A 25,428-nucleotide genomic window follows, 5' to 3' on the forward strand; every position below is an offset into this window, starting at 1 on the left:
TGTAAATTATCATGCGCGTTTACAGCGTACCTTTCGTGCCAACGCCGTCTGGCCTGGAGACTGGCTTTCTGGCGCTTTGCCGTTCTTTACGTTAGCTGACTTTCCGTTTCTGCCGATCGAAAACTGATGCTGACCAGCGTTCCGCCCCCGGAGGGTTGGGAGAAGGTCAGCGTACCGCTGAGTCGTTCCGCGCGCTCGCGCATAATATTTAAACCATAGTGCCCTGCGGGTTCTTGCGGATCGCCGATACCGACACCGTTATCGCGGATATACACGGTATGATTACCATCCGGCGCGGTTACGCAGCTAACGGCAATTTCGCTTGCGCTGGCGTGTTTAATGGCGTTCAACACCGCTTCACGGACGATCTGCAACAGATGAACCTGCATTTGCGCATCCAGCGCCAGCGTCGGTAACCGACAATCAAGCGTTAGTTTAGCCGATGTCTGATTTTGCAGCGTTTCCAGCATTTCATGCAGGGCTGAGGGCAGATCGGCCTGCTGTAAGGTCAAGCGGAAGGTCGTGAGCAACTCACGCAGTTGACGGTAAGCATCGTTCAACGCCTGGGAGAAGTCGGCCATGATGCGCTGCGCCGGGGCGTTATCTTCCGGAATCGAACGTTTCAGCAGCGTTAACTGAATGCGTAAATAGGAAAGCACCTGTGCCAGTGAGTCATGGAGTTCACGGGCGATGGTCGCTCGCTCTTCCATTAACAACAGTTGCTGAAAATGTTTTTGCGCCTGATTGAAGTACAACCCGCGCCCCAGCATAGTGGATACGCTGTTGAGCAGCGGAGTGGAGGCATTCACGTTAGGGCTTTGCCAGTGTAGCTCACCATAAACGGTCTCCTGCATCGTGACTGGCAGGATTTGCATCGGCAGGTCGGGGCTTTTCGTCCCTTCGCTGATACGCCAGTTATCACCGACGGTCAGTTCCAGAAAATACGCGGCGTCATGCTCGCGGACAATTTGTAAAATGTGGCGGAAGCAGTGTACATCAATTTGGCTGGTATTCAGCGCCTGGGAGCACTGATACAGCACCTCCAGGCGACGGTTGGCTTCGTGGAGATCGTGTGTTTTCTCCGCAACGGAGGCTTCCAGCGAGCGGTAAAGTTTATGCAACTCACTCGACATCTGGCTAAAGGTCTTGCCCAGCAGCCCCAGTTCGTTGGGTAAACCGGTATCCAGCACCGGGATATCAAACTGACCGTGTTCAATGTGCTGACTGGCCGTCACCAGTTTATTGAGTGGACGCACCACCTGCTGGCGAATACGCCGCAGGGTAAAGAAGACCAGAGTGAAAATGCCGATCCCGCCTGCCAGCGATATGCCAAACACCAGCATCACCTTGCGCTCAGCATAATGCTGTAGTGCCAGCACGAAGAGGTCGATTTGGTCGACATAGTTGTTGATATTGGCCTGATACCATTGCAAATCGCCGCGTATCAGTCGGGCGTTCATTTCCAGCCAGTTCGCATGCAGGTGTCCATAGCGGTTTTTTACCGCTTCCGGAACATACCAGGCGTTCAGATTTTGTAATGCTGGCGCGTTTAACGCCTGCTGGAAAAGCTGACGGTGGGCGTTGAGCTGCGGGCTTTGGCTTTGCAGGTCATAACCCAGCCGATAGCTTTGCATACGCAAGGAACCGGCAATATTAATCGCCTCAGCATCGCGCAAACTGCTGGTTAGTGTAAGCAGCGCAATACCCGTAGAGAGAATTGACAGCAGCACAATGTAGAAAAAAGCCTTGGCTAAACTGGCCGAGACAGGACGCTTTACCGTCACTCGCACATCCTCACACAATACGCGTCGCGCCTGGATGCAGCCCGAACGACGCAGTGTATTTGATAAATGTTAATAAGATCGCCATGAAACAGGATGGTAACTGAAACACAATTTCATATGCGATGAAATAAATTGATCTGCCACAGGTTCTGGACAAATAGTTGTGCTTCCTGGGCAAATGGACATTGCCGCTCTCTTCAGGGTCGGTTAATAACAACAGTCATATAAAGAATAAGGTTTTTGCAACCAAAAAAGAAGGAAGCCATGAATCGTTTTATTATGGTCAACAGCCAACAGTGCCTGGGATGCCACGCCTGTGAGGTCGCCTGCGTCATGGCGCATAACGGTGAGCAGCATGTCCTGAGCCAACGGCATTTTCAGCCGCGCATTACCGTCATTAAACATCAACACCAGCGCAGTGCGGTGACCTGTCGCCACTGTGAGGACGCGCCCTGCGCCAGAAGCTGCCCGAATGGTGCAATCAGTCATGACAATGACAGCGTACAAGTGAACGCGAAAAAGTGTATTGGCTGTAAATCCTGTGTTGTTGCCTGTCCTTTTGGCACGATGCAGATCGTACTCACTCCCGTGGCGAAAGGAAAGGTGAAAGCGACCGCGCATAAATGCGATCTGTGCCAGGGGCGGGAAGAGGGGCCGGCCTGCGTCGAGAATTGCCCGGCGCAGGCGCTACAACAGGTGACGGAGGCATCGCTTACCGGTCTGTCAAAAGCGCGCAGGCTGCGTGCAGCCAGTCAGGAGAGCCAACCCTGGCATGCTATTGCTACCGAAATGACGCCGCATGTCACCAGTAAACTCGAGCAAATGCAGGCCACACCTCCGCGCGGTGAGCCAGATAAACTGGCAATTGAGGCCCGTAAAACCAGCTTTGAAGAGATCTATCTGCCGTTTCGCACAGTGCAGGCGGAACGGGAAGCCTCCCGCTGCCTGAAGTGCGGAGAACACAGTATTTGCGAATGGACGTGTCCGCTGCACAACCATATTCCGCAGTGGATCGAACTGGTGAAAGCCGGAGATATCGACGCGGCGGTTGAGCTTTCTCACCAGACTAACTGTCTGCCGGAGATTACCGGACGCGTCTGCCCGCAGGACAGGCTCTGCGAAGGGGCCTGTACGGTGCGTGACGAGCACGGTGCGGTCACGATTGGCAATATCGAGCGTTACATCTCCGACCGGGCGCTAAGCAAAGGGTGGAGACCCGATCTCAGCCACGTACAAAAAGTCGATAAACGCGTCGCCATTATCGGCGCCGGTCCGGCGGGGCTCGCCTGTGCGGATGTGTTAGCCCGAAATGGTGTCAGCGCCACCGTTTTCGATCGCCACCCTGAAATTGGCGGCTTACTGACGTTTGGTATTCCGGCCTTCAAACTGGATAAATCATTACTGGCGCGCCGTCGTGAAATCTTCAGCGCCATGGGTATTCATTTCGAACTGAACTGCGAGGTCGGCAAGGACGTTGCGCTGGCCGCGTTGCTTGAAGACTACGATGCCGTGTTCGTGGGCGTCGGGACTTATCGCTCAATGAAAGCGGATCTGCCGAACGAAGATGCGCCCGGCGTGTATGACGCGCTGCCGTTCCTGATTGCCAACACCAAGCAGGTGATGGGGCTGGACGAGCTGCCGGAGGAGCCATTTATTGATACCGCCGGACTGAACGTGGTTGTACTGGGCGGAGGCGATACGGCCATGGACTGCGTGCGCACTGCGCTGCGCCACGGCGCAAGCCAGGTGACCTGTGCTTACCGGCGTGATGAAGCCAACATGCCCGGCTCAAAAAAAGAGGTAAAAAATGCCCGCGAAGAGGGGGCAAACTTTGAATTTAACGTCCAGCCAGTGGAGCTGGTGCTGAATGCCGACGGTCGCGTCAGCGGCGTGCGTTTCTTACGTACCCAACTCGGCGAGCCTGACGCGCAGGGGCGTCGTCGTCCGGTCCCCATCGCGGGCAGTGAGTTTGTGATGCCAGCAGATGCGGTCATTATGGCGTTTGGTTTTCATCCGCACGGCATGCCGTGGCTGGAGACTCACGGCGTGAAGGTTGATAGCTGGGGGCGCATCGCTGCTGATGTTGAGAGCGCTTACCGTTATCAAACCTCTAACCCGAAGATCTTTGCCGGAGGGGATGCGGTGCGCGGTGCCGATCTGGTGGTGACGGCCATGGCGGAAGGGCGTCATGCCGCTCAGGGGATCATCGACTGGCTGGGTATAAAATCAGTCAAATCTCACTAATCTGGGGTCAAGACAAACCCGGTTTCACGGCGTAGTATTATTGCTCACTTCTCGCCGTGGAGCCGGTATGTCGCAAAAATTTACCCTCATCAAAGACAAAGTCCTTTCCGATAACTACTTCATCCTGCGCAATATCACCTATGAACTGACCCGGAGCAATGGCGAGGTTATCCGCCATAAACGTGAGGTGTACGACCGCGGTAACGGAGCCACCATTCTGCTGTATAACCCGGACAAAAAGACCGTGGTGCTTATCCGTCAGTTTCGCGTTGCCACCTGGGTCAACGGTAACGAAAGCGGACAGTTGATAGAAACCTGTGCCGGACTACTGGACAACGACGAGCCGGAAGCCTGCATTCGCAAAGAGGCGATTGAAGAAACCGGTTATGAAGTGGGTGAGGTGCGTAAACTGTTTGAGCTGTACATGTCGCCGGGCGGCGTGACGGAGTTAATCCACTTTTTTATCGCCCAATACAGCGACAGCCAGCGGGCAAACGCGGGCGGCGGTGTGGAAGATGAAGATATTGAGGTTCTGGAACTGCCGTTCACGCAGGCGCTGGAAATGATTAAAACGGGTGAGATCCGTGACGGTAAAACGGTGCTATTACTGAACTATTTGCAGTCGTCGCATCTCATGGACTAATGTCCGGGATTTATATTTCTTTACAAAATTGCGGCCAATCCGACGATTCTGATTGAGCCACATCAGTCGCGCAAGGAAGATACCGCTTAGGCTGTGTGTTTTGACTTCGGGGTTGTACCGTCCATGCGCTATCGCGTTATTTTCATCTTCCTGCTCGGTTTGCTGCCGGTCCGCTTTCTGTGGGCGGCTCCTGCGCAGCAGGCGTTTTCCGACTGGCAGGTGACCTGCAATAACCAGAACTTTTGCGTGGCGCGCAATACGGGCGAACATCACGGCCTGGTAATGACCCTGAGCCGCAGTGCCGGGGCGCATACCGACGCGGTGCTGCGTATTGAGCTGGGTGGTCTGGATTCCCCTGATGCCAAAGAAGTGGAGATTGCACCGCGTTTGCAACTCGATGGCGCGCCGCTGCCGCTGACCGGCGAGCACTGGCGCATTACGCCCTGGCATCTGATGACCGATGATCCAGTCACCATTAGCGCCTTTTTACAGACCGTTCAAAACGCGCAGGCGATCACCCTGCAAAAAGGCGTGCAAACCCTGTCGCTGGCAGGACTGAAAGCCGCGCTGCTGTTCATTGACGCGCAGCAAAAACGCGTAGGCAGTGAAACCGCGTGGATCGAAAAAGGTGACGAACCGCCGCTCAGCGTGCCTCCGGCACCTGCCCTGAAAGGCGTGGCCATCGTTAACCCAACACCAACACCGCTGTCTCAACAAGAGCGCAGCGACCTGCTGGATTACGGGAACTGGCGGATAAACGGTATGCGCTGTTCGCTCGACCCGATGCGCCGTGAGGTGCGGGTGTCTGCGTTAACGGACGACAAAGCGCTGCTGATGATCGGCTGCGAAGCCGGGGCGTATAACACCATCGATCTGGCATGGATTGTTTCCCGCAGCAAACCGCTGACCTCCCGCACCGTAAGGTTAAGTCTGCCGTTTAAGACGGATGCAGAAAGCAATGATATGGAATTGACCAATGCCGTGTTTGATGAAAAATCACGCGAGCTGATTACGCTCGCTAAAGGGCGAGGATTATCGGACTGCGGCATCCAGACGCGCTGGCGTTTTGACGGCCAGCGTTTTCGTCTGGTGCGTTATGCGCAGGAGCCAAGCTGTGATAACTGGCATGGCCCCGATGCCTGGCCCACGCTGTGGATCACGCGTTAAGCACCTTATGCGCTTTCTCCACGATGTTCTCCACCGTAAAGCCGAAGAAGGGGAACAGCTTGTCCGCAGGGGCGGATTCCCCATAACCCGTCATACCGACAATCGCCCCTTTCAGCCCGACGTATTTGTACCAGTAATCGGCAATGCCCGCTTCGACCGCCACTCGCGCGCTGACGTTTGCTGGCAGGACTGATTCCCGGTACGCCTCATCCTGAGCGTCGAAAATATCCGTTGAGGGCAGGGAGACCACGCGGACGTTACGCCCTTCGCCGGTTAGTTTTTCCGCCGCCAGCAACGTGATTTCCATTTCTGACCCGGTGGCAATCAGGATCACATCCGGCTTACCGCCGCTATCCTTCAGCACGTAGCCGCCACGGGCAATCTCTTTTACCTGCTCAGGCGTGCGTTCAACCTGCGCCAGATTCTGCCGGGAAAGGATCAGCGCCGTGGGTCCGTTATGGCGCTCAACGCCCAGCTTCCAGCCCACCGCCGTTTCAACCTGATCGCACGGTCGCCAGGTGCTGAAATTCGGCGTCAGACGCAGGCTGGCAAGCTGTTCGACGGCCTGGTGCGTGGGCCCGTCTTCCCCCAGACCAATCGAGTCATGGGTATAAACCATGATTTGTCGGGCCTTCATCAGCGCCGCCATGCGCGCGGCATTACGGGCATATTCGACAAACATCAGGAAGGTGGCGGTATACGGGACAAATCCGCCGTGGTGAGCGATGCCGTTGGCAATTGCGGTCATACCAAACTCACGCACGCCGTAGTGAATATAGTTGCCTGCCGGGTCGTCTTTCAGCGAGGTTGAGCCTTTCCAGATGGTCAGGTTGCTGGGGGCGAGATCGGCGGAACCGCCAAGCAGTTCAGGCAGCATCGGGCCATAGACGTTGAGGGTGTTTTGCGAGGCCTTACGGGTGGCAATTTTGGCCGGATTAGCCTGCAATTCGCTGATATATTTCTCGGTGCTCTTTTCCCATTCTGTTGGCAGTCCGCCGCTCATCCGGCGGGTAAATTCTGCTGCCAGTTCCGGGTACGCTTGTTGGTACGCTGAGAATTTCGTCTTCCAGTCCTGCTGGGCTTTTTCGCCTTTTTCTCGCGCGTCCCAGGCCCGGTAAATCTCTTTGGGGATCTCAAAGGCGGGATGATGCCAGCCCAGCTTCTGGCGGGTCAGCGCCACTTCTTCTTCACCCAGCGCCGCGCCGTGCGCCTCCTCTTTCCCGGCCTTGTTCGGCGAGCCAAAGCCAATTACCGTCCGACAGATAATCAGCGACGGCTTATCGGTTACGCTTTGGGCTTCAAGAATGGCTTTCTTCACCGCCTCAGGGTCATGACCGTCTATTTCGTGCACCACGTGCCAGTGATACGCTTCAAAGCGCTTCGCTGTATCGTCGGTAAACCAGCCTTTGGTCTCGCCATCGATAGAGATGCCGTTGTGATCGTAAAAACCTATCAACTTGCCCAGCCCCAGCGTCCCCGCCAGCGAACAAACTTCGTGGGAAATCCCCTCCATCAGGCAGCCGTCGCCCATAAAGACATAAGTGAAGTGGTCGACAATCTCATGATCCGGCTGATTAAACTGTGCCGCCAGCGTGCGTTCGGCGACCGCCATCCCGACGGCGTTCGCCAGGCCTTGACCCAGCGGTCCGGTGGTGGTTTCCACGCCTGGCGTGTAGCCAAGTTCCGGGTGGCCGGGCGTTTTTGAATGCAGCTGGCGGAAGTTCTTTAATTCTTCCAGCGCCAGGTCATAGCCGGAAAGATGCAGCAGGCTGTAAAGCAGCATTGAGGCGTGGCCGTTGGACAAAATAAACCGGTCACGATCGTACCAGTGAGGGTCATTCGGATTATGGCGGAGAAAATCGTTCCACAGCACTTCGGCGATATCGGCCATGCCCATCGGTGCGCCGGGATGGCCTGAGTTGGCTTTTTGGACGGCATCCATACTCAGCGCACGAATGGCATTGGCAAGCTCTTTACGGGTCATAGGAAATACTCCTTGAAAAGTAAAGTGTTAGAGCGTGTGTTAATTCACACTTTTGGAGAATTTGCAGGCGTTGTCAGCAAAAAGCATAGCAGACAGGCATGGTATTGCTGGCTTAAGCAGGTAACATGGCTGTTATAAATTGATAACAAATTCTTTCTTTGAGTAGTGAGAGTTTGGGGACCTTCAAAGTTTGCGCCGTTGACTGAGGTGATAATGTGCGGCTCAACAAAAGGGTTACCTGCGACACTTTTTGATCGAAACGTGAAAGGAACAACAAGATGGATGACCAGTTAAAACAAAGCGCCCTCGATTTCCACGAATTTCCAGTACCAGGCAAAATTCAGGTTTCTCCGACCAAACCGCTTGCCACCCAACGCGACCTTGCGCTGGCCTATTCACCCGGTGTTGCAGCCCCGTGCCTGGAAATTGAAAAGGACCCGCTGGCGGCCTACAAATACACCGCGCGCGGTAATCTGGTTGCGGTTATTTCCAACGGTACTGCGGTGCTGGGGCTGGGTAACATTGGTGCGCTGGCCGGCAAACCGGTGATGGAAGGGAAAGGCGTTCTGTTTAAGAAATTTGCCGGGATTGACGTGTTCGACATTGAAGTTGATGAACTCGATCCGGATAAATTTATCAATGTGGTAGCGGCCCTTGAGCCGACGTTTGGCGGCATTAACCTCGAAGATATCAAAGCGCCGGAATGCTTCTACATTGAGCAAAAGCTGCGCGAGCGCATGAATATTCCGGTCTTCCACGACGATCAGCACGGCACGGCAATCATCAGCACCGCCGCAATCCTCAATGGCCTGCGGGTGGTGGAGAAGAATATCTCTGATGTGCGTATGGTGGTGTCCGGTGCGGGCGCAGCGGCGATTGCCTGTATGAACCTGCTGGTGGCGCTGGGCATGCAGAAACACAACATTGTGGTCTGCGACTCCAAAGGCGTGATTTATAAAGATCGCGAACCGAACATGGCCGAAACCAAAGCGGCCTACGCGGTGGTGGATGACGGCAAGCGTACGCTGGACGACGTGATTGACGGCGCGGACATTTTCCTTGGCTGTTCCGGCCCGAAAGTGCTGACCCAGGACATGGTCAAGAAGATGGCGCGCGCGCCGATGATTCTGGCACTGGCGAACCCGGAACCGGAAATTCTGCCGCCGCTGGCAAAAGAGGTGCGTTCTGACGCCATCATCTGTACTGGCCGCTCCGACTACCCGAACCAGGTCAACAACGTCCTGTGTTTCCCGTTCATCTTCCGCGGTGCGCTGGACGTTGGCGCCACCGCCATCAACGAAGAGATGAAGCTGGCGGCGGTACACGCCATTGCGGAACTGGCACATGCCGAGCAGAGCGAAGTTGTGGCCTCTGCCTATGGCGATCAGGACCTGAGCTTTGGCCCGGAATACATTATTCCTAAGCCGTTCGACCCGCGCCTGATTGTCAAAATTGCGCCTGCGGTGGCGAAGGCGGCGATGGACTCCGGCGTGGCGACGCGCCCGATTGCCGACTTTGATGCTTACATCGATAAGCTGAGTGAGTTCGTTTACAAAACCAACCTGTTCATGAAGCCGATTTTCTCGCTGGCACGCAAAGCGCCGAAGCGCGTGGTGCTGACGGAAGGGGAAGAGGCGCGCGTGCTGCACGCCACCCAGGAATTAATCACTTTAGGTCTGGCGAAGCCGATCCTGATCGGTCGTCCGAGCGTGATCGAAATGCGTATCCAGAAACTGGGTCTGCAGATCAAAGCCGGCGTTGATTTTGAAATAGTCAACAATGAATCCGATCCGCGCTTCAAAGAGTACTGGAGTGAGTACTACCAGATCATGAAGCGCCGTGGGATCACCCAGGAGCAGGCACAGCGGGCGGTGATTGCCAATACTACGGTGATCGGCGCGATCATGGTGCAGCGCGGCGAAGCGGATGCCATGATCTGCGGCACGATCGGTGACTACCACGAGCACTTCAGCGTGGTGAACGCGGTATTTGGTCACCGCGAAGGCGTTCATACGGCAGGGGCAATGAACGCACTGCTGCTGCCAAGCGGTAACACCTTTATCGCCGATACCTACGTCAACGATGACCCGACGCCGGATCAACTGGCTGAAATCGCTATCATGGCGGCAGAAACCGTGCGCCGTTTTGGTATCGAGCCGAAGGTGGCGCTGCTGTCGCACTCCAACTTCGGTTCATCTAACTGCCCGTCGGCTGGTAAAATGCGTGAAGCTTTGGAGCTGATTAAGGCGCGTGCGCCAGAACTGATGATTGACGGTGAAATGCACGGTGATGCCGCGCTGGTGGAAAGCATTCGTAATGACCGGATGCCGGACAGCCCGCTGAAAGGCTCCGCTAATATTCTGGTGATGCCAAATATGGAAGCCGCGCGTATTAGTTACAACTTACTACGCGTTTCCAGTTCAGAAGGTGTAACGGTCGGCCCAGTGCTGATGGGCGTAGCGAAACCGGTTCACGTATTAACGCCGATCGCTTCTGTTCGTCGTATCGTTAATATGGTGGCGCTGGCGGTTGTAGAAGCGCAAACACAGCCGCTGTAATTTCACTTTAATTAATTCCGGCGCGGGTTTCTCCCGCGCCTTTTTATTTTCTTTTCTTAGTGATCCACTTCACCTTTTAAACCTGGTTGCCGAATTTTGTTATTTACTCTGACGAAAAATTGCCACGATGGGGTCAGTTTTAGCAGAGGCGGTGAGCAATGGAAAAAGAACGCATCATCCAGGAATTTGTGCCGGGGAAACAGGTCACGCTGGCGCATCTGATTGCGCACCCCGGTGAAGAATTGGCGAAAAAGATCGGCGTTCCCGAATCTGGCGCTATCGGCATCATGACCTTAACGCCGGGTGAAACGGCGATGATTGCCGGTGATTTAGCCATGAAGGCGGCGGATGTACATATCGGTTTTCTCGATAGATTCAGCGGCGCACTGGTGATCTACGGCTCCGTAGGCGCCGTGGAAGAGGCGTTGCTCCAGACGGTAAGCGGTCTGGGCCGGTTATTAAATTTCACGTTGTGTAACCTGACAAAAAGTTAATCAGAGGCGGCGATGAAACGTATTGCGTTTGTCGGTACGGTGGGGGCGGGAAAAACAACGCTCTTTAATGCGCTCCAGGGGAATTATTCCCTCGCCAGAAAAACACAGGCTGTCGAGTTTAATGAAAACGGCGATATCGACACACCGGGAGAATATTTTAGCCATCCGCGCTGGTATCACGCCTTAATTACCACGCTGCAGGATGTCGATACGTTGATTTATATACATGCGGCAAATGATCTAGAAAGTCGCTTACCTGCCGGGCTGTTGGATATCGGCGCCAGTAAACGACAAATCGCCGTTATTAGCAAAACGGATGTGCCGGATGCCAATGTCGCCGCAACGCGACAATTACTTCGCGGGATAGGGTTTCAGGAGCCGATTTTTGAGCTCAATAGCCACGACCCAAGCAGTGTGCAGCACCTGGTGGATTATCTGACTGAGCTCAGCCAAAAGGAGGAAAGGGCAGGTGAAAAAACTCATCACAGCTAACGATATTCGTGCGGCCCACGCACGCGGTGAACAGGACGTATCGGTTGTTCTGCGCGCCAGCATCATCACCCCGGAGGCGCGTGAAGTTGCGGCGCTGCTGGGCGTCACTATCACTGAATGCGATGAATCCGCTCCGGCAACCGTATCAACGTCAACGACAGCACCTGCTGCGGTGGATGACGGCAAAACGGAAAGCCAACGTATTCGCGAAACCATTATTGCGCAGTTGCCGGAAGGCCAGTTTACCGAAAGCCTGGTCGCGCAGCTGATGGACAAAGTGATGAAGGAGAAACAGTCGCTGGAGCAGGGCGGAATGCAGCCGAGTTTTGCCTCAGTGACCGGCAAAGGCGGCGTCAAGGTCATCGACGGCAGCAGCGTGAAGTTTGGCCGTTTTGACGGCGCGCAGCCGCACTGCGTCGGCTTAACCGACTTAGTCACTGACCAGGATGGGAGCAGCATGGCCGCCGGGTTTATGCAGTGGGATAACGCGTTTTTCCCATGGACGCTGAACTACGACGAAATCGACATGATTCTGGAAGGCGAGCTGCACGTTCGTCATGAAGGCGAAACCATGATTGCCAAAGCCGGGGATGTGATGTTTATCCCGAAAGGCTCCAGCATTGAATTTGGTACGCCATCAACGGTGAAGTTCCTGTATGTGGCCTGGCCTGCGAACTGGCAGTCCTGCTAAGGCGGATGTATGAAGGATTTCATTACCGAAGCATGGCTCAGAGCGAATCATACGCTCAGCGAAGGGGCTGAAATTCACCTCCCCGCTGATGCTCGCCTGACGCCGTCTGCCCGGGAGTTGCTGGAAAGCCGTCGTCTGCGCATTAAGTATATCGACGAGCAGGGAAGCTTGTTTGTTGACGACGAGGAACAGCAGCCGCAGCCGGTGCATGGTTTAACCAGCAGCGATACACATCCGCAGGCAGCCTGCGAGCTGTGTCATCAACCGGTGGCGAAGAAACCTGACACGCTGACGCATCTGACGGCGGACAAAATGGTCGCCAAAAGTGACCCCCGACTTGGATTTCGTGCAGCGCTCGACAGCACCATTGGTCTGGCCGTGTGGTTACAGATTGAACTGGCGGAACCCTGGCAGCCGTGGCTGGCGGATATTCGCTCGCGTTTAGGCAACATTATGCGCGCCGATGCCATGGATGAACCGCTGGATGCGCAGGCCATTGTTGGTTTTAGCGACGAAGATTTACACCGGCTCTCGCACCAGCCGCTGCGTTATCTGGACCACGATCATCTGGTTCCGGAAGCCAGCCACGGTCGTGATTGCGCGCTGCTTAATCTGCTGCGTACCAAAGTCCGTGAAACGGAAACGGTGGCAGCCCAGGTGTTTATCACCCGCAGTTTTGACGTTATGCGACCAGACATCATGCAGGCGCTCAATCGTCTTTCAAGTACGGTTTACGTGATGATGATTCTGAGCGTGGCGAAGCATCCGCTAAGTGTCAGCCAAATCCAACAGCGACTGGGGGAGAAGTCATGATCATTGAACGTGCTCGCCAACTCGCCAAACGAACGCCGGCTCGGGTGGTGTTCCCGGATGCGCTGGATGTACGGGTGCTGAAAGCCGCCAATTACCTGCATCAGCACGGTCTGGCACGCCCCGTTCTCGTCGCCAGCCCGTTTGCGCTACGCCAGTTTGCCCTTAGCCACCGTGTAGCCATGGATGGTATTCAGGTTGTTGATCCGCAAAGCAATGTGCAGATGCGTGAAGAGTTTGCCCTGCGCTGGCGGGCAACGGCAGGCGAAAAAACACCGCCGGATGCGCGGGAGAAGCTCAACGATCCGCTGATGTTTGCCGCCGCGATGGTCAGTGCCGGTAAAGCCGATGTGTGTATTGCGGGCAATCTGTCGTCAACGGCAAGCGTGCTGCGCGCAGGGTTGCGCATCATTGGATTACAGCCTGGCTGCAAAACGCTGTCGTCGATTTTCCTGATGCTTCCGCAGTATCTCGGGCCGTCATTAGGATTTGCAGACTGTAGCGTTGTGCCGCAGCCCACCGCAGCACAGCTGGCGGATATTGCCATCGCCAGCGCGGAAACCTGGCGGGCGATTACCGGCGAAGAGCCGCGTGTTGCCATGCTGTCGTTTTCAAGTCAAGGCAGTGCCCGCCATCCCAACGTGGCTAACGTACAGCAAGCGACGGACATGGTTCGTGAGCGTGCGCCGCAGCTTACTGTGGATGGGGAACTGCAATTTGATGCCGCTTTTGTGCCGGAAGTCGCCGCGCAAAAAGCGCCCGCCAGCCCGCTACAGGGCAATGCCAACGTGATGGTTTTCCCGTCGCTGGAGGCAGGCAATATTGGTTATAAAATCGCCCAGCGTCTGGGAGGGTATCGTGCCGTAGGTCCCTTGATTCAGGGACTTGCTGCACCGCTTCACGACCTCTCTCGCGGCTGTAGCGTACAGGAAATTATCGAACTGGCGTTGGTGGCAGCTGTGCCGCGCCAGACTGACGTGAGCCGTGAAAGCGTCTCGCAAACACTGGTTGAATGAACGGTCCCGTTCTGGACCCCTTTGATTAAGAGGAAAGCACAATGGAAGCATTAGGAATGATTGAAACCCGGGGCCTGGTTGCACTGATTGAGGCTTCTGACGCAATGGTTAAAGCGGCACGCGTGAAACTGGTTGGCGTAAAGCAGATCGGTGGCGGCCTGTGTACTGCCATGGTTCGTGGTGATGTGGCAGCCTGCAAAGCGGCTACAGATGCCGGCGCTGCTGCCGCGCAGCGTATCGGTGAACTGGTTTCTGTACACGTTATCCCGCGTCCGCATGGCGATCTGGAAGAAGTGTTCCCGATCAGCTTCAAAGGCGACAGCAACGATATGTAAGTCGTCCATGTGACGCCACTGGATCGTTAAGAGAAAGCTGGCGTCACCCTCTCTCCTTTTCACATTACCTTCTGCGGAGGGTTGGGGGAGGTTTTACCTGAAATATGCCACGGAGGCGGGTATGAAACTGGCAATCGTCACAGGACAAATTGTTTGTACCGTTCGCCATCAGGGGCTCGCGCACGACAAGTTGCTGATGGTGGAAATGATTGATTCCTGCGGAAATCCCGATGGGCAGTGTGCTGTTGCGATCGACAGCATCGGGGCGGGAAATGGAGAGTGGGTGCTGCTGGTCAGCGGAAGCTCCGCCCGTCAGGCGCACCATAACGAATCATCACCTGTCGATTTGTGCGTGATCGGCATCGTTGATGAAGTGGTGGCAGGTGGTCAGGTGATCTTCCATAAATAAGGCAGAAAATCATGAATCAACAGGATATTGAACAGGTCGTGAAAGCGGTACTGCTGAAAATGAAAGACAGCAGTCAACCCGTCAGTGCCGTTCAAGAAATGGGCGTCTTTGCCTCCCTGGATGACGCGGTAGCGGCAGCAAAACTGGCCCAGCAGGGGCTGAAAAGCGTCGCTATGCGCCAGTTAGCCATTCACGCCATTCGTGAAGCGGGCGAAAAACACGCCAGAGAATTAGCGGAATTTGCCGTCAGTGAAACCGGCATGGGACGCGTTGAAGATAAGTTTGCCAAAAACGTGGCGCAGGCTCGCGGTACGCCGGGCGTGGAATGCCTGTCTCCACAGGTATTGACCGGCGATAACGGCCTGACGCTGATTGAAAACGCACCGTGGGGCGTGGTGGCTTCGGTAACGCCGTCCACCAACCCGGCGGCGACCGTCATTAACAACGCCATCAGCCTGATTGCCGCGGGTAACAGCGTGGTCTTTGCGCCACATCCGGCCGCGAAAGGTGTTTCTCAGCGTGCGATCGGCCTGCTTAACCAGGCGGTGGTTGCTGCGGGTGGCCCGGCAAATCTGCTGGTTACCGTCGCCAACCCGGATATCGAAACCGCGCAGCGTCTGTTCAAGTACCCAGGCATCGGTTTGCTGGTGGTGACCGGCGGTGAAGCGGTGGTGGAATCTGCGCGTAAGCACACCAACAAACGTCTGATTGCCGCAGGTGCCGGGAACCCGCCGGTGGTGGTGGATGAAACGGCCGATCTGACTCGCGCCGCGCAGTCCATCGTCAAAGGCGCATCGTTTGATAACAACATTATCTGTGCCGATGAAAAAGTGTTGATCGTCGTGGATAGCGTTGCTGATGAACTGATGCGTCTGATGGAAAGCCAGCACGCGGTCAAACTGACGACCGCTCAGGCTGAACAATTGCAACCGGTATTGCTGAAAAACGTCGACGAGCGCGGTAAAGGCACGGTCAGCCGTGACTGGGTAGGGCGCGACGCGGCAAAAATCGCCGCGGCGATCGGCCTGAACGTCCCGGAGCAAACCCGCCTGTTGTTCGTCGAAACCTCCGCCACGCATCCGTTTGCGGTGACTGAACTGATGATGCCGGTGTTGCCGGTGGTGCGAGTGGCTAACGTTGACGAAGCCATTGCGCTGGCGGTCACGCTCGAAGGCGGTTGCCACCATACGGCGGCGATGCACTCGCGCAATATCGACAACATGAACCGTATGGCTAACGCCATCGACACCAGCATTTTCGTCAAGAACGGACCGTGCATTGCCGGCCTTGGGCTTGGCGGCGAAGGCTGGACTACCATGACCATTACCACGCCAACCGGGGAAGGGGTGACCAGTGCGCGCACGTTTGTACGCCTGCGTCGCTGTGTGCTGGTGGATGCGTTTCGCATCGTATAAGGAGTGAAAGAGATGGCGCATGACGAACAACAGTGGCTCACACCCAGACTGCAAAAAGCAGCATCGCTGTGTAACCAGACGCCTGCCGCGAGCGATTCACCGCTGTGGCTGGGCGTTGATTTGGGAACCTGTGATGTGGTGTCGATGGTTGTCGACAGCGAAGGGCAGCCGGTTGCGGTTTGTCTGGACTGGGCCGACGTCGTGCGCGATGGCATCGTCTGGGATTTCTTCGGTGCAGTGACCATTGTTCGTCGCCATCTCGATACGCTCGAGCAACAACTGGGCTGCCGCTTTACCCATGCGGCAACCTCGTTCCCGCCGGGAACGGACCCACGTATCTCCATCAACGTACTGGAATCTGCCGGACTTGAGGTGAGTCATGTGCTGGATGAGCCGACCGCCGTGGCGGATCTGCTGGCGCTTGATAACGCCGGAGTCGTCGATATCGGCGGCGGTACGACCGGTATCGCGATAGTGAAACAGGGCAAAGTGACCTACTCCGCCGACGAAGCGACCGGCGGGCACCACATTTCCCTGACGCTCGCCGGGAACCGTCGTATTCAACTGGAAGAAGCTGAGCAGCACAAGCGCAGCAACGGCAAAGAAATCTGGCCGGTAGTTAAGCCGGTTTACGAAAAGATGGCGGAAATCGTCGCCCATCATATTGCCGGACAAGGTGTCACGGATTTATGGCTGGCCGGTGGGTCCTGTATGCAGCCGGGGGTTGATGAGCTGTTTCGTAAGCGTTTCCCGGAGCTGCAGGTGCATTTACCGCAGCACAGTCTGTTTATGACCCCGCTGGCGATTGCCAATAGCGGAAAAGTAAAAGCGGAAGGAATCTATGCAAGCTGAATTGCAGACCGCGCTCTTTCAGGCATTTGATGCCCTGAATCTGCAACGCGTAAAAACGTTCAGCGTTCCACCGGTCACGTTATGCGGACTGGGAGCGCTCAGCACCTGCGGACAGGAAGCGCAAACGCGTGGGCTGACGCATATGTTCGTGATGGTTGATAGCTTCCTGCATCAGGCGGGAATGACCGCCTCACTGGAACGCAGCCTGGCGATGAAGGGCGTGGCGATGACGCTGTGGCCGTGTCCGGTGGGCGAGCCGTGCATCACTGACGTTTGTGCGGCGGTAGCCCAGCTGCGCGAGTCAAAATGTGACGGCGTTGTGGCCTTCGGCGGCGGCTCGGTACTGGATGCCGCCAAAGCGGTAGCGCTGCTGGTGACCAACCCGACGCAAACGCTGGCTGACATGACGGAGCACAGCGTGCTGCGTCCGCGTCTGCCGCTGATTGCCGTGCCAACCACCGCCGGGACCGGGTCAGAAACCACCAACGTTACGGTGATTATCGACGCCGCTACCGGACTAAAAAAGGTGTTGGCCCACGCGTCACTGATGCCGGATGTGGCCATTCTGGATGCAGCGGTAACGGAAGGCGTTCCGGCACACGTGACGGCAATGACCGGCATTGACGCGCTAACCCACGCCGTTGAAGCCTACAGCGCGCTGAACGCAACGCCGTTTACCGACAGCCTGGCGATTGGCGCGATTGCGATGATCGGCAAATCGCTGCCGAAAGCGGTGGGCTACGGCCATGATCTGGCAGCGCGTGAAAGCATGTTACTGGCGTCCTGCATGGCCGGAATGGCGTTTTCCAGCGCGGGGCTAGGCTTGTGTCACGCGATGGCACACCAGCCGGGTGCGACGCTGCACATCCCACACGGGCAGGCTAACGCCATGCTGTTACCCACGGTAATGGGGTTTAACCGCATGGTGTGTCGCGAACGCTTTAGCCACATCGGCAGAGCGTTAACCAATAAGAAATCAGACGATCGTGACGCCATCAGCGCGGTCATTGAGCTGATCGCCGAAGTGGGCCAGACCAAACGGCTCGCTGACGTTGGGGCAAAACCTGAGCATTACAGCGCATGGGCGCACGCCGCGCTGGAGGATATCTGTATCCGCAGCAACCCACGAACCGCCACGCAGGCCGAAATTATCGCGTTGTATGCGGCGGCACAATAAATACACATATGACAGGGAGTGAAGGCTATGGGAATTAACGAAATCATCATGTACATCATGATGTTCTTTATGCTGATTGCCGCCGTGGACAGGATCCTGTCGCAGTTCGGCGGTTCAGCGCGTTTCCTCGGTAAGTTTGGTAAGAGCATCGAGGGATCGGGCGGTCAGTTTGAAGAAGGTTTTATGGCGATGGGCGCGCTGGGTCTGGCGATGGTCGGTATGACCGCGCTGGCGCCGGTACTGGCGCATGTGCTTGGGCCGGTGATCATTCCGCTGTATGAAATGCTGGGCGCGAACCCGTCGATGTTTGCCGGTACGCTGCTGGCGTGCGATATGGGCGGCTTCTTCCTGGCGAAAGAACTGGCGGGCGGCGACGTGGCCGCATGGCTGTACTCTGGCCTGATCCTTGGGGCAATGATGGGGCCGACGCTGGTCTTCTCCATTCCGGTTGCGCTGGGGATTATTGAACCGTCTGACCGTCGTTATCTGGCGCTGGGCGTGCTGGCCGGTATCGTCACCATCCCAATTGGCTGTATTGCGGGCGGTTTGGTGGCGATGTACTCCGGCGTGGAAATCAACGGGCAACCTGTGGAGTTCACCTTCGCGTTGATCCTGATGAACATGATCCCGGTGCTGATCGTGGCGGTGCTGGTGGCGCTGGGGCTGAAATTTATCCCGGAAAAAATGATCAATGGTTTCCAGATCTTCGCCAAATTCCTGGTGGCGCTGATCACCATCGGTCTGGCGGCGGCAGTCATCAAGTTCCTGCTTGGCTGGGAGCTGATCCCGGGTCTTGACCCTATCTTTATGGCGGCGGGTGACAAACCGGGCGAAGTGATGCGCGCCATCGAAGTTATCGGTTCTATTTCCTGCGTACTGCTCGGGGCTTACCCGATGGTACTGCTGCTGACCCGTTGGTTTGAAAAACCGCTGATGAGTGTCGGTAATTTGCTGAAAATTAACAATATCGCTGCTGCGGGTATGGTGGCGACGCTGGCGAACAACATCCCGATGTTCGGCATGATGAAAAATATGGATACCCGCGGCAAGGTAATCAACTGCGCGTTCGCGGTCTCAGCAGCCTTCGCTCTGGGTGACCATTTAGGTTTCGCCGCTGCAAACATGAACGCCATGATCTTCCCGATGATTGTCGGCAAGCTGATTGGCGGCGTGACGGCGATTGGCGTGGCGATGCTGCTGGTACCGAAAGACGAAAACGTTCCGGCAGTCGTCGATGCTGACGCCGCTGAAACAAAAGCGGAGGCGCAATCGTGAATACTCGCCAGCTACTGAGCGTCGGTATCGATATCGGCACCACCACCACTCAGGTGATCTTCTCGCGCCTTGAGCTGGTTAACCGTGCGGCAGTGTCGCAGGTGCCGCGCTACGAATTCATCAAACGCGAAATTAGCTGGCAAAGCCCGGTCTTCTTCACCCCCGTCGATAAGCAGGGCGGGTTGAAAGAGGCCGAACTAAAGGCGCTGATCCTCGCTCAGTACCAGGCGGCGGGCATTGCGCCGGAAACGGTTGATTCAGGCGCGATCATCATCACCGGGGAAAGTGCCAAAACCCGCAACGCACGACCCGCGGTGATGACACTCTCCCAGTCTCTGGGCGACTTCGTGGTGGCCAGCGCCGGTCCACACCTGGAATCAGTGATTGCCGGTCACGGCGCGGGTGCACAAACCCTGTCTGAACAGCGTCTGTGCAGCGTGCTGAATATCGACATCGGTGGCGGTACGTCGAACTACGTGCTGTTTGATGCCGGCAAAGTCAGCGGTTCGGCCTGCCTGAACGTCGGCGGGCGACTGCTGGAAACCGACGGTCAGGGGCGCGTGGTTCATGCGCACCAGCCTGGGCAAATGATCGTCGACGAAGTTTTTGGTGCCGGTACCGACGCCCGTTCGCTTAATGCCGCACAGCTGATTCAGGTCGCGCGGCGTATGGCGAATCTGATAGTGGAAGTGATTGACGGCACGCCTTCTGCATTGGCGCAGGCGCTGATGCAAACCGGTTTACTGCCTGCGGGCGTGAAACCGGATGTGATTACGCTTTCCGGGGGAGTGGGCGAATGCTACCGCAACCAGCCTGCCGATCCGTTCTGTTTTGCTGACATTGGACCGCTGCTGGCGACGGCGCTGCATGAACATCCGCGCCTGCGTGAGATGAACGTGCAGTTCCCGGCGCAAACCGTGCGCGCCACGGTGATTGGCGCCGGGGCGCATACGCTGTCGCTGTCGGGCAGCACCATCTGGCTGGAGGGTGTGGCGCTTCCGCTGCGCAATCTGCCGGTGGCGATCCCGGTTGATGAGGCTGATTTAGTAACGGCCTGGCAGCAGGCGCTGATGCAGCTCGACCTTGACCCGAAAACAGACGCCTATGTGCTGGCGCTGCCTGCTCGGCTTCCAGTGCGCTACGCCGCGTTGCTAACGGTCATTGATGCGCTGCAGGCCTTTGTCGCGCGCTATCCAAATCCGCATCCCCTGCTGGTGGTAGCCGAGCAGGATTTTGGTAAAGCCCTGGGCATGCTGTTGCGCCCACAGTTACAGCAACACCCGCTGGCAGTCATCGATGAGGTGGTTGTCCGGGCGGGGGACTATATCGACATTGGTACGCCTCTTTTTGGCGGATCGGTTGTGCCGGTGACGGTGAAATCACTCGCATTTCCTTCCTGAGGGAACGACTTATGAAACTAAAGACCACATTGTTCGGCAATGTTTATCAGTTTAAGGATGTAAAAGAGGTGCTGGCAAAAGCCAACGAACTGCGTTCGGGGGATGTGCTGGCAGGTGTCGCCGCGACAAGCTCGCAAGAGCGCGTGGCGGCCAAACAGGTGTTGTCGGAAATGACGGTGGCGGATATCCGCAACAACCCGGTGATTTCCTATGAAGAGGACTGCGTCACGCGTCTGATTCAGGATGACGTCAACGAAACGGCTTATAACCGCATCAAAAACTGGAGCATCAGTGAGCTGCGCGAGTACGTGTTGAGTGATGAAACCTCTGTCGATGACATTGCGTTTATGCGCAAAGGGTTAACGTCAGAAGTGGTCGCAGGCGTGGCTAAAATTTGCTCCAACGCGGACTTGATCTACGGCGGCAAAAAAATGCCGGTGATCAAAAAAGCCAACACCACTATCGGTTTGCCGGGCACCTTCAGCTGTCGTTTGCAGCCGAACGATACCCGTGACGACGTGCAGAGTATTGCCGCACAAATCTATGAAGGACTGTCCTTCGGTGCGGGCGATGCGGTGATCGGCGTTAACCCGGTAACGGATGACGTGGAAAACTTAAGCCGCGTGCTCGATACCGTGTATGGCGTGATCGACAAGTTCAACATCCCGACCCAGGGCTGCGTACTGGCACACGTCACCACACAGATCGAAGCGATTCGTCGCGGCGCGCCGGGCGGGCTGATTTTCCAGAGTATCTGCGGCAGTGAGAAGGGCTTGAAAGAGTTCGGCGTTGAGCTGGCAATGCTGGATGAAGCGCGCGCAGTGGGCGCTGAGTTCAACCGTATCGCCGGGGAAAACTGCCTGTACTTTGAAACCGGGCAGGGTTCAGCGCTTTCTGCTGGCGCTAACTTCGGTGCCGATCAGGTGACGATGGAAGCACGTAACTATGGGCTGGCTCGCCACTACGATCCGTTCCTGGTGAACACCGTGGTGGGCTTTATCGGGCCGGAGTATCTCTATAACGACCGTCAGATTATTCGCGCCGGTTTAGAAGATCACTTCATGGGCAAGCTGAGCGGCATTTCGATGGGCTGCGACTGCTGTTACACCAACCATGCCGATGCTGACCAGAACCTCAACGAAAACCTGATGATTCTGCTCGCCACCGCTGGCTGCAACTACATCATGGGCATGCCGCTCGGTGACGACATCATGCTCAACTATCAGACCACCGCATTCCACGACACCGCGACCGTGCGCCAGCTGTTGAACCTGCGCCCGTCACCGGAGTTTGAACGCTGGCTGGAAACCATGGGCATTATGGCAAACGGTCGCCTGACCAAACGGGCGGGCGATCCGTCACTGTTCTTCTGATGACGCGGGGATGACACACGATGGATCAAAAACAGATTGAAGAAATTGTACGCAGCGTTATGGCGTCAATGGGAGAGTCACAGCCGCAGGCTCAAGCGCCGTCACCAGAGGTGAAATGCAGCACCACGCAGTGTGCCGCACCAACGGGTGAAAGCTGTGCGATGGACTTAGGTTCAGCCGAAGCGAAAGCGTGGATTGGCGTTGAAAATCCGCACCGCGCAGAAGTGCTGACAGAGCTGCGCCGTAGCACCGCTGCGCGTGTATGCACCGGTCGTGCGGGTCCGCGTCCGCGCACTCAGGCGCTGCTGCGTTTCCTGGCTGACCACTCACGCTCGAAAGATACGGTACTGAAAGAAGTGCCGGAAGAGTGGGTGAAAGCGCAAGGCTTGCTGGAAGTGCGCTCAGAAATCAGCGACAAAAACCTGTATCTGACGCGCCCGGATCTCGGTCGTCGTCTGAGTGCAGAAGCGATTGAAGCGCTGAAATCCCAGTGCGTAATGAGTCCGGATGTGCAGGTGATCGTCTCTGATGGCCTGTCTACTGACGCTATCACCGCCAACTACGAAGAGATCCTGCCGCCGCTGTTATCAGGCTTAAAACAGGCCGGGTTGAAGGTCGGCACGCCGTTCTTTGTTCGCTATGGCCGCGTGAAAATCGAAGATCAGATTGGCGAGTTGCTCGGCGCGAAAGCGGTGATCCTGCTGGTGGGTGAACGTCCGGGCCTGGGCCAGTCGGAAAGTCTTTCCTGCTACGCCGTTTATTCTCCGCGCGTGGCGACCACCGTTGAGGCTGACCGTACCTGTATCTCGAACATTCACCAGGGCGGTACGCCACCGGTTGAAGCGGCGGCGGTAATCGTGGATTTGGCCAAACGTATGCTGGAGCAAAAAGCGTCCGGCATCAACATGACCCGTTAAGGAGGCATCATGCCAGCATTAGATTTGATCAGACCTTCAGTCACCGCGATGCGCGTGATTGCCTCGGTAAATGACGGTTTTGCCCGCGAACTTAAATTACCGCCACATATACGTAGCCTCGGACTCATCACAGCAGATTCTGATGACGTGGCGTATATTGCTGCAGACGAAGCGACAAAACAGGCAATGGTAGAAGTGGTTTATGGCCGCTCGCTGTATGCCGGTGCGGCGCACGGACCCTCTCCAACCGCAGGTGAGGTGCTGATTATGCTCGGTGGACCTAACCCGGCAGAAGTTCGTGCGGGTCTGGATGCGATGGTTGCCAATATTGAAAATGGCGCAGCGTTCCAGTGGGCCAATGATGCAGAAAATACGGCTTTCCTGGCACACGTCGTCTCGCGTACCGGTTCGTATCTTTCTGCCACCGCAGGATGCGTACTGGGTGACCCGATGGCTTATCTGGTGGCCCCGCCATTAGAAGCAACATATGGGATTGATGCCGCGCTGAAATCTGCCGATGTACAGATTGTCACCTATGTGCCGCCACCGTCAGAAACCAACTACTCAGCGGCGTTCTTAACCGGTAGCCAGGCCGCCTGTAAAGCTGCCTGTAACGCCTTCGCTGATGCTGTTCTGGATATTGCCCGTAATCCTGTCCAGCGCGCGTAAGAGAGGTTGCAATGATCAATTCACTGGGATTACTGGAAGTGGATGGCATGGTGGCTGCCGTAGACGCGGCGGATGCCATGCTGAAAGCCGCGAACGTGCGTCTGCTCAGCCACCAGGTGCTCGATCCTGGCAGGTTGACGCTGGTGGTGGAAGGCGATCTGGCCGCATGCCGTGCAGCGCTGGATGCCGGTTGTGCTGCCGCAGCGCGTACAGGACGTGTTATCAGCCGCAAGGAGATAGGGCGGCCGGATGATGACACCCAGTGGCTGATCGGCGGTTTTACGCGCCAGCCGAAGAAACCAGAACCGAAGAAACCAGAGCAAAAGCCGGAAGTGAAATCAGATGTGGCCTTAGAGAAGACGCAGGAAGCGCCTGTGTCATCTGAATCCTCTGATGAATTGCTGGCGCTGTTAACATCGGTCCGTCAGGGAATGACGGCAGGGGAAGTGGCCGCGCACTTTGGCTGGTCACTTGATAAAGCCAGAATTGCGCTGGAACAGCTCTTTTCTGCCGGAGCGTTGCGTAAACGCAGTAGTCGCTATCGCTTAAAAAATTAACCTGTCGGAGGGCCGGGGGCTTCAATGAAGCTTCCGGCTGCAAAGGTCATGAAAAAGAAACGTACTGCAAACCTGCACCATCTTTATCATGAAGTATTACCCGAAGACGTTAAACTTACGCCGAAAGTGGAAGTGGACAACGTTCATCAGCGGCGAACGACGGATGTGTATGAGCACGCGCTGACCATTACCGCCTGGCAGCAGATCTATGATCAGCTGCACCCAGGAAAATTTCATGGCGAGTTCACGGAAATCCTGCTTGATGATATTCAGGTGTTCCGTGAATACACCGGTCTGGCGCTGCGCCAGTCCTGTCTCGTCTGGCCAAATTCATTCTGGTTTGGTATTCCGGCTACGCGCGGCGAACAGGGGTTCATTGGTACCCAATGTCTTGGTAGCGCTGAAATTGCGACTCGCCCGGGCGGGACGGAGTTTGAGCTAAGTACGCCGGATGACTACACCATTCTTGGCGTTGTTATCTCCGAAGAGGCGATTGCCCGTCAGGCTAACTTCCTGCATAACCCGGAAAGAGTGCTGCATATGCTGCGCAACCAGTCGGCGCTGGAAGTGAAAGAACAACACAAAGCGGCGTTATGGGGCTTTGTGCAACAGGCGCTGGCGACGTTTAGCGAAAACCCGGCGAATCTTCATCAGCCCGCGGTGCGCAAAGTGTTAGGGGATAACCTGCTGCTGGCGATGGGCACCATGCTGGAAGAAGCGCAGCCGATCATGACCGCCGAGAGCATTAGCCATCAAAGTTACCGTCGGCTGCTTTCGCGTGCGCGTGAATATGTGCTGGAAAATATGTCGGAGCCGCTGACCGTGCTCGACCTGTGCAATCAGCTGCATGTCAGTCGCCGGACGTTGCAAAACGCTTTTCACGCCATTCTGGGGATTGGCCCGAACGCGTGGCTTAAACGGATCCGCCTGAATGCAGTGCGTAGAGAGTTGATTAGCCCGTGGTCGCAGAGTACGACGGTAAAAGACGCTGCCATGCAGTGGGGATTCTGGCATTTAGGGCAGTTCGCCACCGACTACCAGCAGCTGTTTGCCGAGAAACCGTCGTTGACGCTGCATCAACGTATGCGCCAGTGGGCATGATGATATGGCTTGAGTAGGCCTGATAAGGCGTTAGCCGCCATCAGGCAATTGTGGTTACTGCGCTG

Annotated in this window: 23 protein-coding genes; 21 read left to right on the top strand and 2 right to left on the bottom strand. The window is 56.3% G+C overall.

All coding sequences use genetic code 11. From position 1 onward, the window contains the following. Positions 1-86: 86 nt before the first annotated feature. On the bottom strand, positions 87-1,784 hold the full coding sequence (gene narQ, locus JQ822_RS12000; RefSeq protein ID WP_213133651.1) for a nitrate/nitrite two-component system sensor histidine kinase NarQ: 1,698 nt from the start codon (positions 1,782-1,784) through the stop codon (positions 87-89). Between the two features lie 264 nt (positions 1,785-2,048). Here narQ and aegA point away from each other — a divergent pair, with 264 nt between their 5' ends. The 3 genes from aegA (at position 2,049) to JQ822_RS12015 (ending at position 5,838) form a co-directional block, all read left to right on the top strand. After that, the gene (gene aegA, locus JQ822_RS12005; RefSeq protein WP_213133652.1) at positions 2,049-4,028 is read left to right on the top strand and encodes a formate-dependent uric acid utilization protein AegA; all 1,980 of its coding nucleotides are present in this window, start codon (positions 2,049-2,051) and stop codon (positions 4,026-4,028) included. A 67-nt stretch (positions 4,029-4,095) separates the two neighbouring features. After that, entirely contained in the window at positions 4,096-4,671 is a 576-nt protein-coding gene (gene nudK / locus JQ822_RS12010; protein ID WP_213133653.1) for a GDP-mannose pyrophosphatase NudK, read from the top strand. A gap of 123 nt (positions 4,672-4,794) precedes the next feature. Continuing rightward, entirely contained in the window at positions 4,795-5,838 is a 1,044-nt protein-coding gene (locus JQ822_RS12015) for a DUF1176 domain-containing protein (protein WP_213133654.1), read from the top strand. On the opposite strand, the gene tkt is transcribed toward JQ822_RS12015, so the two are convergent. Continuing rightward, the gene (gene tkt, locus JQ822_RS12020) at positions 5,828-7,822 is read right to left on the bottom strand and encodes a transketolase (RefSeq protein WP_213133655.1); all 1,995 of its coding nucleotides are present in this window, start codon (positions 7,820-7,822) and stop codon (positions 5,828-5,830) included. The genes JQ822_RS12015 and tkt overlap by 11 nt on opposite strands. 278 nt (positions 7,823-8,100) lie before the next feature. Here tkt and maeB point away from each other — a divergent pair, with 278 nt between their 5' ends. From maeB to eutR, 18 genes are all read left to right on the top strand, one after another. Beyond that, positions 8,101-10,380 (top strand): NADP-dependent oxaloacetate-decarboxylating malate dehydrogenase, encoded by a 2,280-nt coding sequence (gene maeB / locus JQ822_RS12025; protein ID WP_213133656.1) that lies wholly within the window; start codon positions 8,101-8,103, stop codon positions 10,378-10,380. A 158-nt stretch (positions 10,381-10,538) separates the two neighbouring features. Then, positions 10,539-10,874: an ethanolamine utilization microcompartment protein EutS gene (gene eutS / locus JQ822_RS12030; RefSeq protein ID WP_096756222.1), complete on the top strand. Its 336-nt coding sequence runs from the start codon at positions 10,539-10,541 to the stop codon at positions 10,872-10,874. A 12-nt stretch (positions 10,875-10,886) separates the two neighbouring features. Beyond that, a complete protein-coding gene (gene eutP, locus JQ822_RS12035; protein ID WP_096756223.1) occupies positions 10,887-11,366 on the top strand; it encodes an ethanolamine utilization acetate kinase EutP in 480 nt (159 codons plus the stop codon). Beyond that, the gene (gene eutQ / locus JQ822_RS12040; RefSeq protein ID WP_213133657.1) at positions 11,344-12,057 is read left to right on the top strand and encodes an ethanolamine utilization acetate kinase EutQ; all 714 of its coding nucleotides are present in this window, start codon (positions 11,344-11,346) and stop codon (positions 12,055-12,057) included. Before eutP ends, eutQ begins: the two co-directional genes overlap by 23 nt. 9 nt (positions 12,058-12,066) lie before the next feature. Next, a complete protein-coding gene (gene eutT / locus JQ822_RS12045; RefSeq protein ID WP_213133658.1) occupies positions 12,067-12,870 on the top strand; it encodes an ethanolamine utilization cob(I)yrinic acid a,c-diamide adenosyltransferase EutT in 804 nt (267 codons plus the stop codon). After that, positions 12,867-13,883 carry a phosphate acetyltransferase gene (gene pta / locus JQ822_RS12050; RefSeq protein ID WP_213133659.1) on the top strand — a complete coding sequence of 339 codons (1,017 nt, stop codon included), beginning with the start codon at positions 12,867-12,869 and terminating at the stop codon, positions 13,881-13,883. Before eutT ends, pta begins: the two co-directional genes overlap by 4 nt. Positions 13,884-13,924: 41 nt before the next feature. Further along, entirely contained in the window at positions 13,925-14,218 is a 294-nt protein-coding gene (eutM, locus tag JQ822_RS12055) for an ethanolamine utilization microcompartment protein EutM (RefSeq protein ID WP_005121908.1), read from the top strand. Between the two features lie 121 nt (positions 14,219-14,339). Continuing rightward, complete coding sequence (gene eutN / locus JQ822_RS12060; protein ID WP_213133660.1) at positions 14,340-14,627, top strand: ethanolamine utilization microcompartment protein EutN; 288 nt, start codon at positions 14,340-14,342, stop codon at positions 14,625-14,627. A gap of 11 nt (positions 14,628-14,638) precedes the next feature. After that, entirely contained in the window at positions 14,639-16,042 is a 1,404-nt protein-coding gene (locus tag JQ822_RS12065; RefSeq protein ID WP_213133661.1) for an aldehyde dehydrogenase family protein, read from the top strand. 12 nt (positions 16,043-16,054) lie between these two features. Continuing rightward, positions 16,055-16,894, top strand: coding sequence for an ethanolamine utilization protein EutJ (gene eutJ / locus JQ822_RS12070; protein WP_213133662.1), 840 nt, complete (start codon positions 16,055-16,057; stop codon positions 16,892-16,894). After that, positions 16,884-18,071, top strand: coding sequence for an ethanolamine utilization ethanol dehydrogenase EutG (gene eutG / locus JQ822_RS12075; protein WP_213133663.1), 1,188 nt, complete (start codon positions 16,884-16,886; stop codon positions 18,069-18,071). Before eutJ ends, eutG begins: the two co-directional genes overlap by 11 nt. 27 nt (positions 18,072-18,098) lie before the next feature. Continuing rightward, on the top strand, positions 18,099-19,346 hold the full coding sequence (gene eutH / locus JQ822_RS12080) for an ethanolamine utilization protein EutH (RefSeq protein WP_213133664.1): 1,248 nt from the start codon (positions 18,099-18,101) through the stop codon (positions 19,344-19,346). Further along, positions 19,343-20,746: an ethanolamine ammonia-lyase reactivating factor EutA gene (gene eutA, locus JQ822_RS12085; RefSeq protein WP_213133665.1), complete on the top strand. Its 1,404-nt coding sequence runs from the start codon at positions 19,343-19,345 to the stop codon at positions 20,744-20,746. Before eutH ends, eutA begins: the two co-directional genes overlap by 4 nt. Before the next feature lie 11 nt (positions 20,747-20,757). Continuing rightward, positions 20,758-22,119, top strand: coding sequence for an ethanolamine ammonia-lyase subunit alpha (gene eutB / locus JQ822_RS12090; RefSeq protein WP_005121914.1), 1,362 nt, complete (start codon positions 20,758-20,760; stop codon positions 22,117-22,119). Positions 22,120-22,139: 20 nt separating this feature from the next. After that, positions 22,140-23,036, top strand: a complete 897-nt coding sequence (eutC, locus tag JQ822_RS12095) for an ethanolamine ammonia-lyase subunit EutC (protein WP_213133666.1) — start codon at positions 22,140-22,142, stop codon at positions 23,034-23,036. Between the two features lie 9 nt (positions 23,037-23,045). Beyond that, positions 23,046-23,705 carry an ethanolamine utilization microcompartment protein EutL gene (gene eutL / locus JQ822_RS12100; protein WP_096756235.1) on the top strand — a complete coding sequence of 220 codons (660 nt, stop codon included), beginning with the start codon at positions 23,046-23,048 and terminating at the stop codon, positions 23,703-23,705. An 11-nt stretch (positions 23,706-23,716) separates the two neighbouring features. Next, complete coding sequence (eutK, locus tag JQ822_RS12105; protein ID WP_213133667.1) at positions 23,717-24,262, top strand: ethanolamine utilization microcompartment protein EutK; 546 nt, start codon at positions 23,717-23,719, stop codon at positions 24,260-24,262. A 48-nt stretch (positions 24,263-24,310) separates the two neighbouring features. After that, the gene (eutR, locus tag JQ822_RS12110) at positions 24,311-25,363 is read left to right on the top strand and encodes an HTH-type transcriptional regulator EutR (protein ID WP_213134074.1); all 1,053 of its coding nucleotides are present in this window, start codon (positions 24,311-24,313) and stop codon (positions 25,361-25,363) included. Positions 25,364-25,428: the final 65 nt, after the last annotated feature.

It is taken from the genome of Citrobacter sp. FP75 (assembly GCF_018342065.1).
Lineage (GTDB): Bacteria > Pseudomonadota > Gammaproteobacteria > Enterobacterales > Enterobacteriaceae > Citrobacter.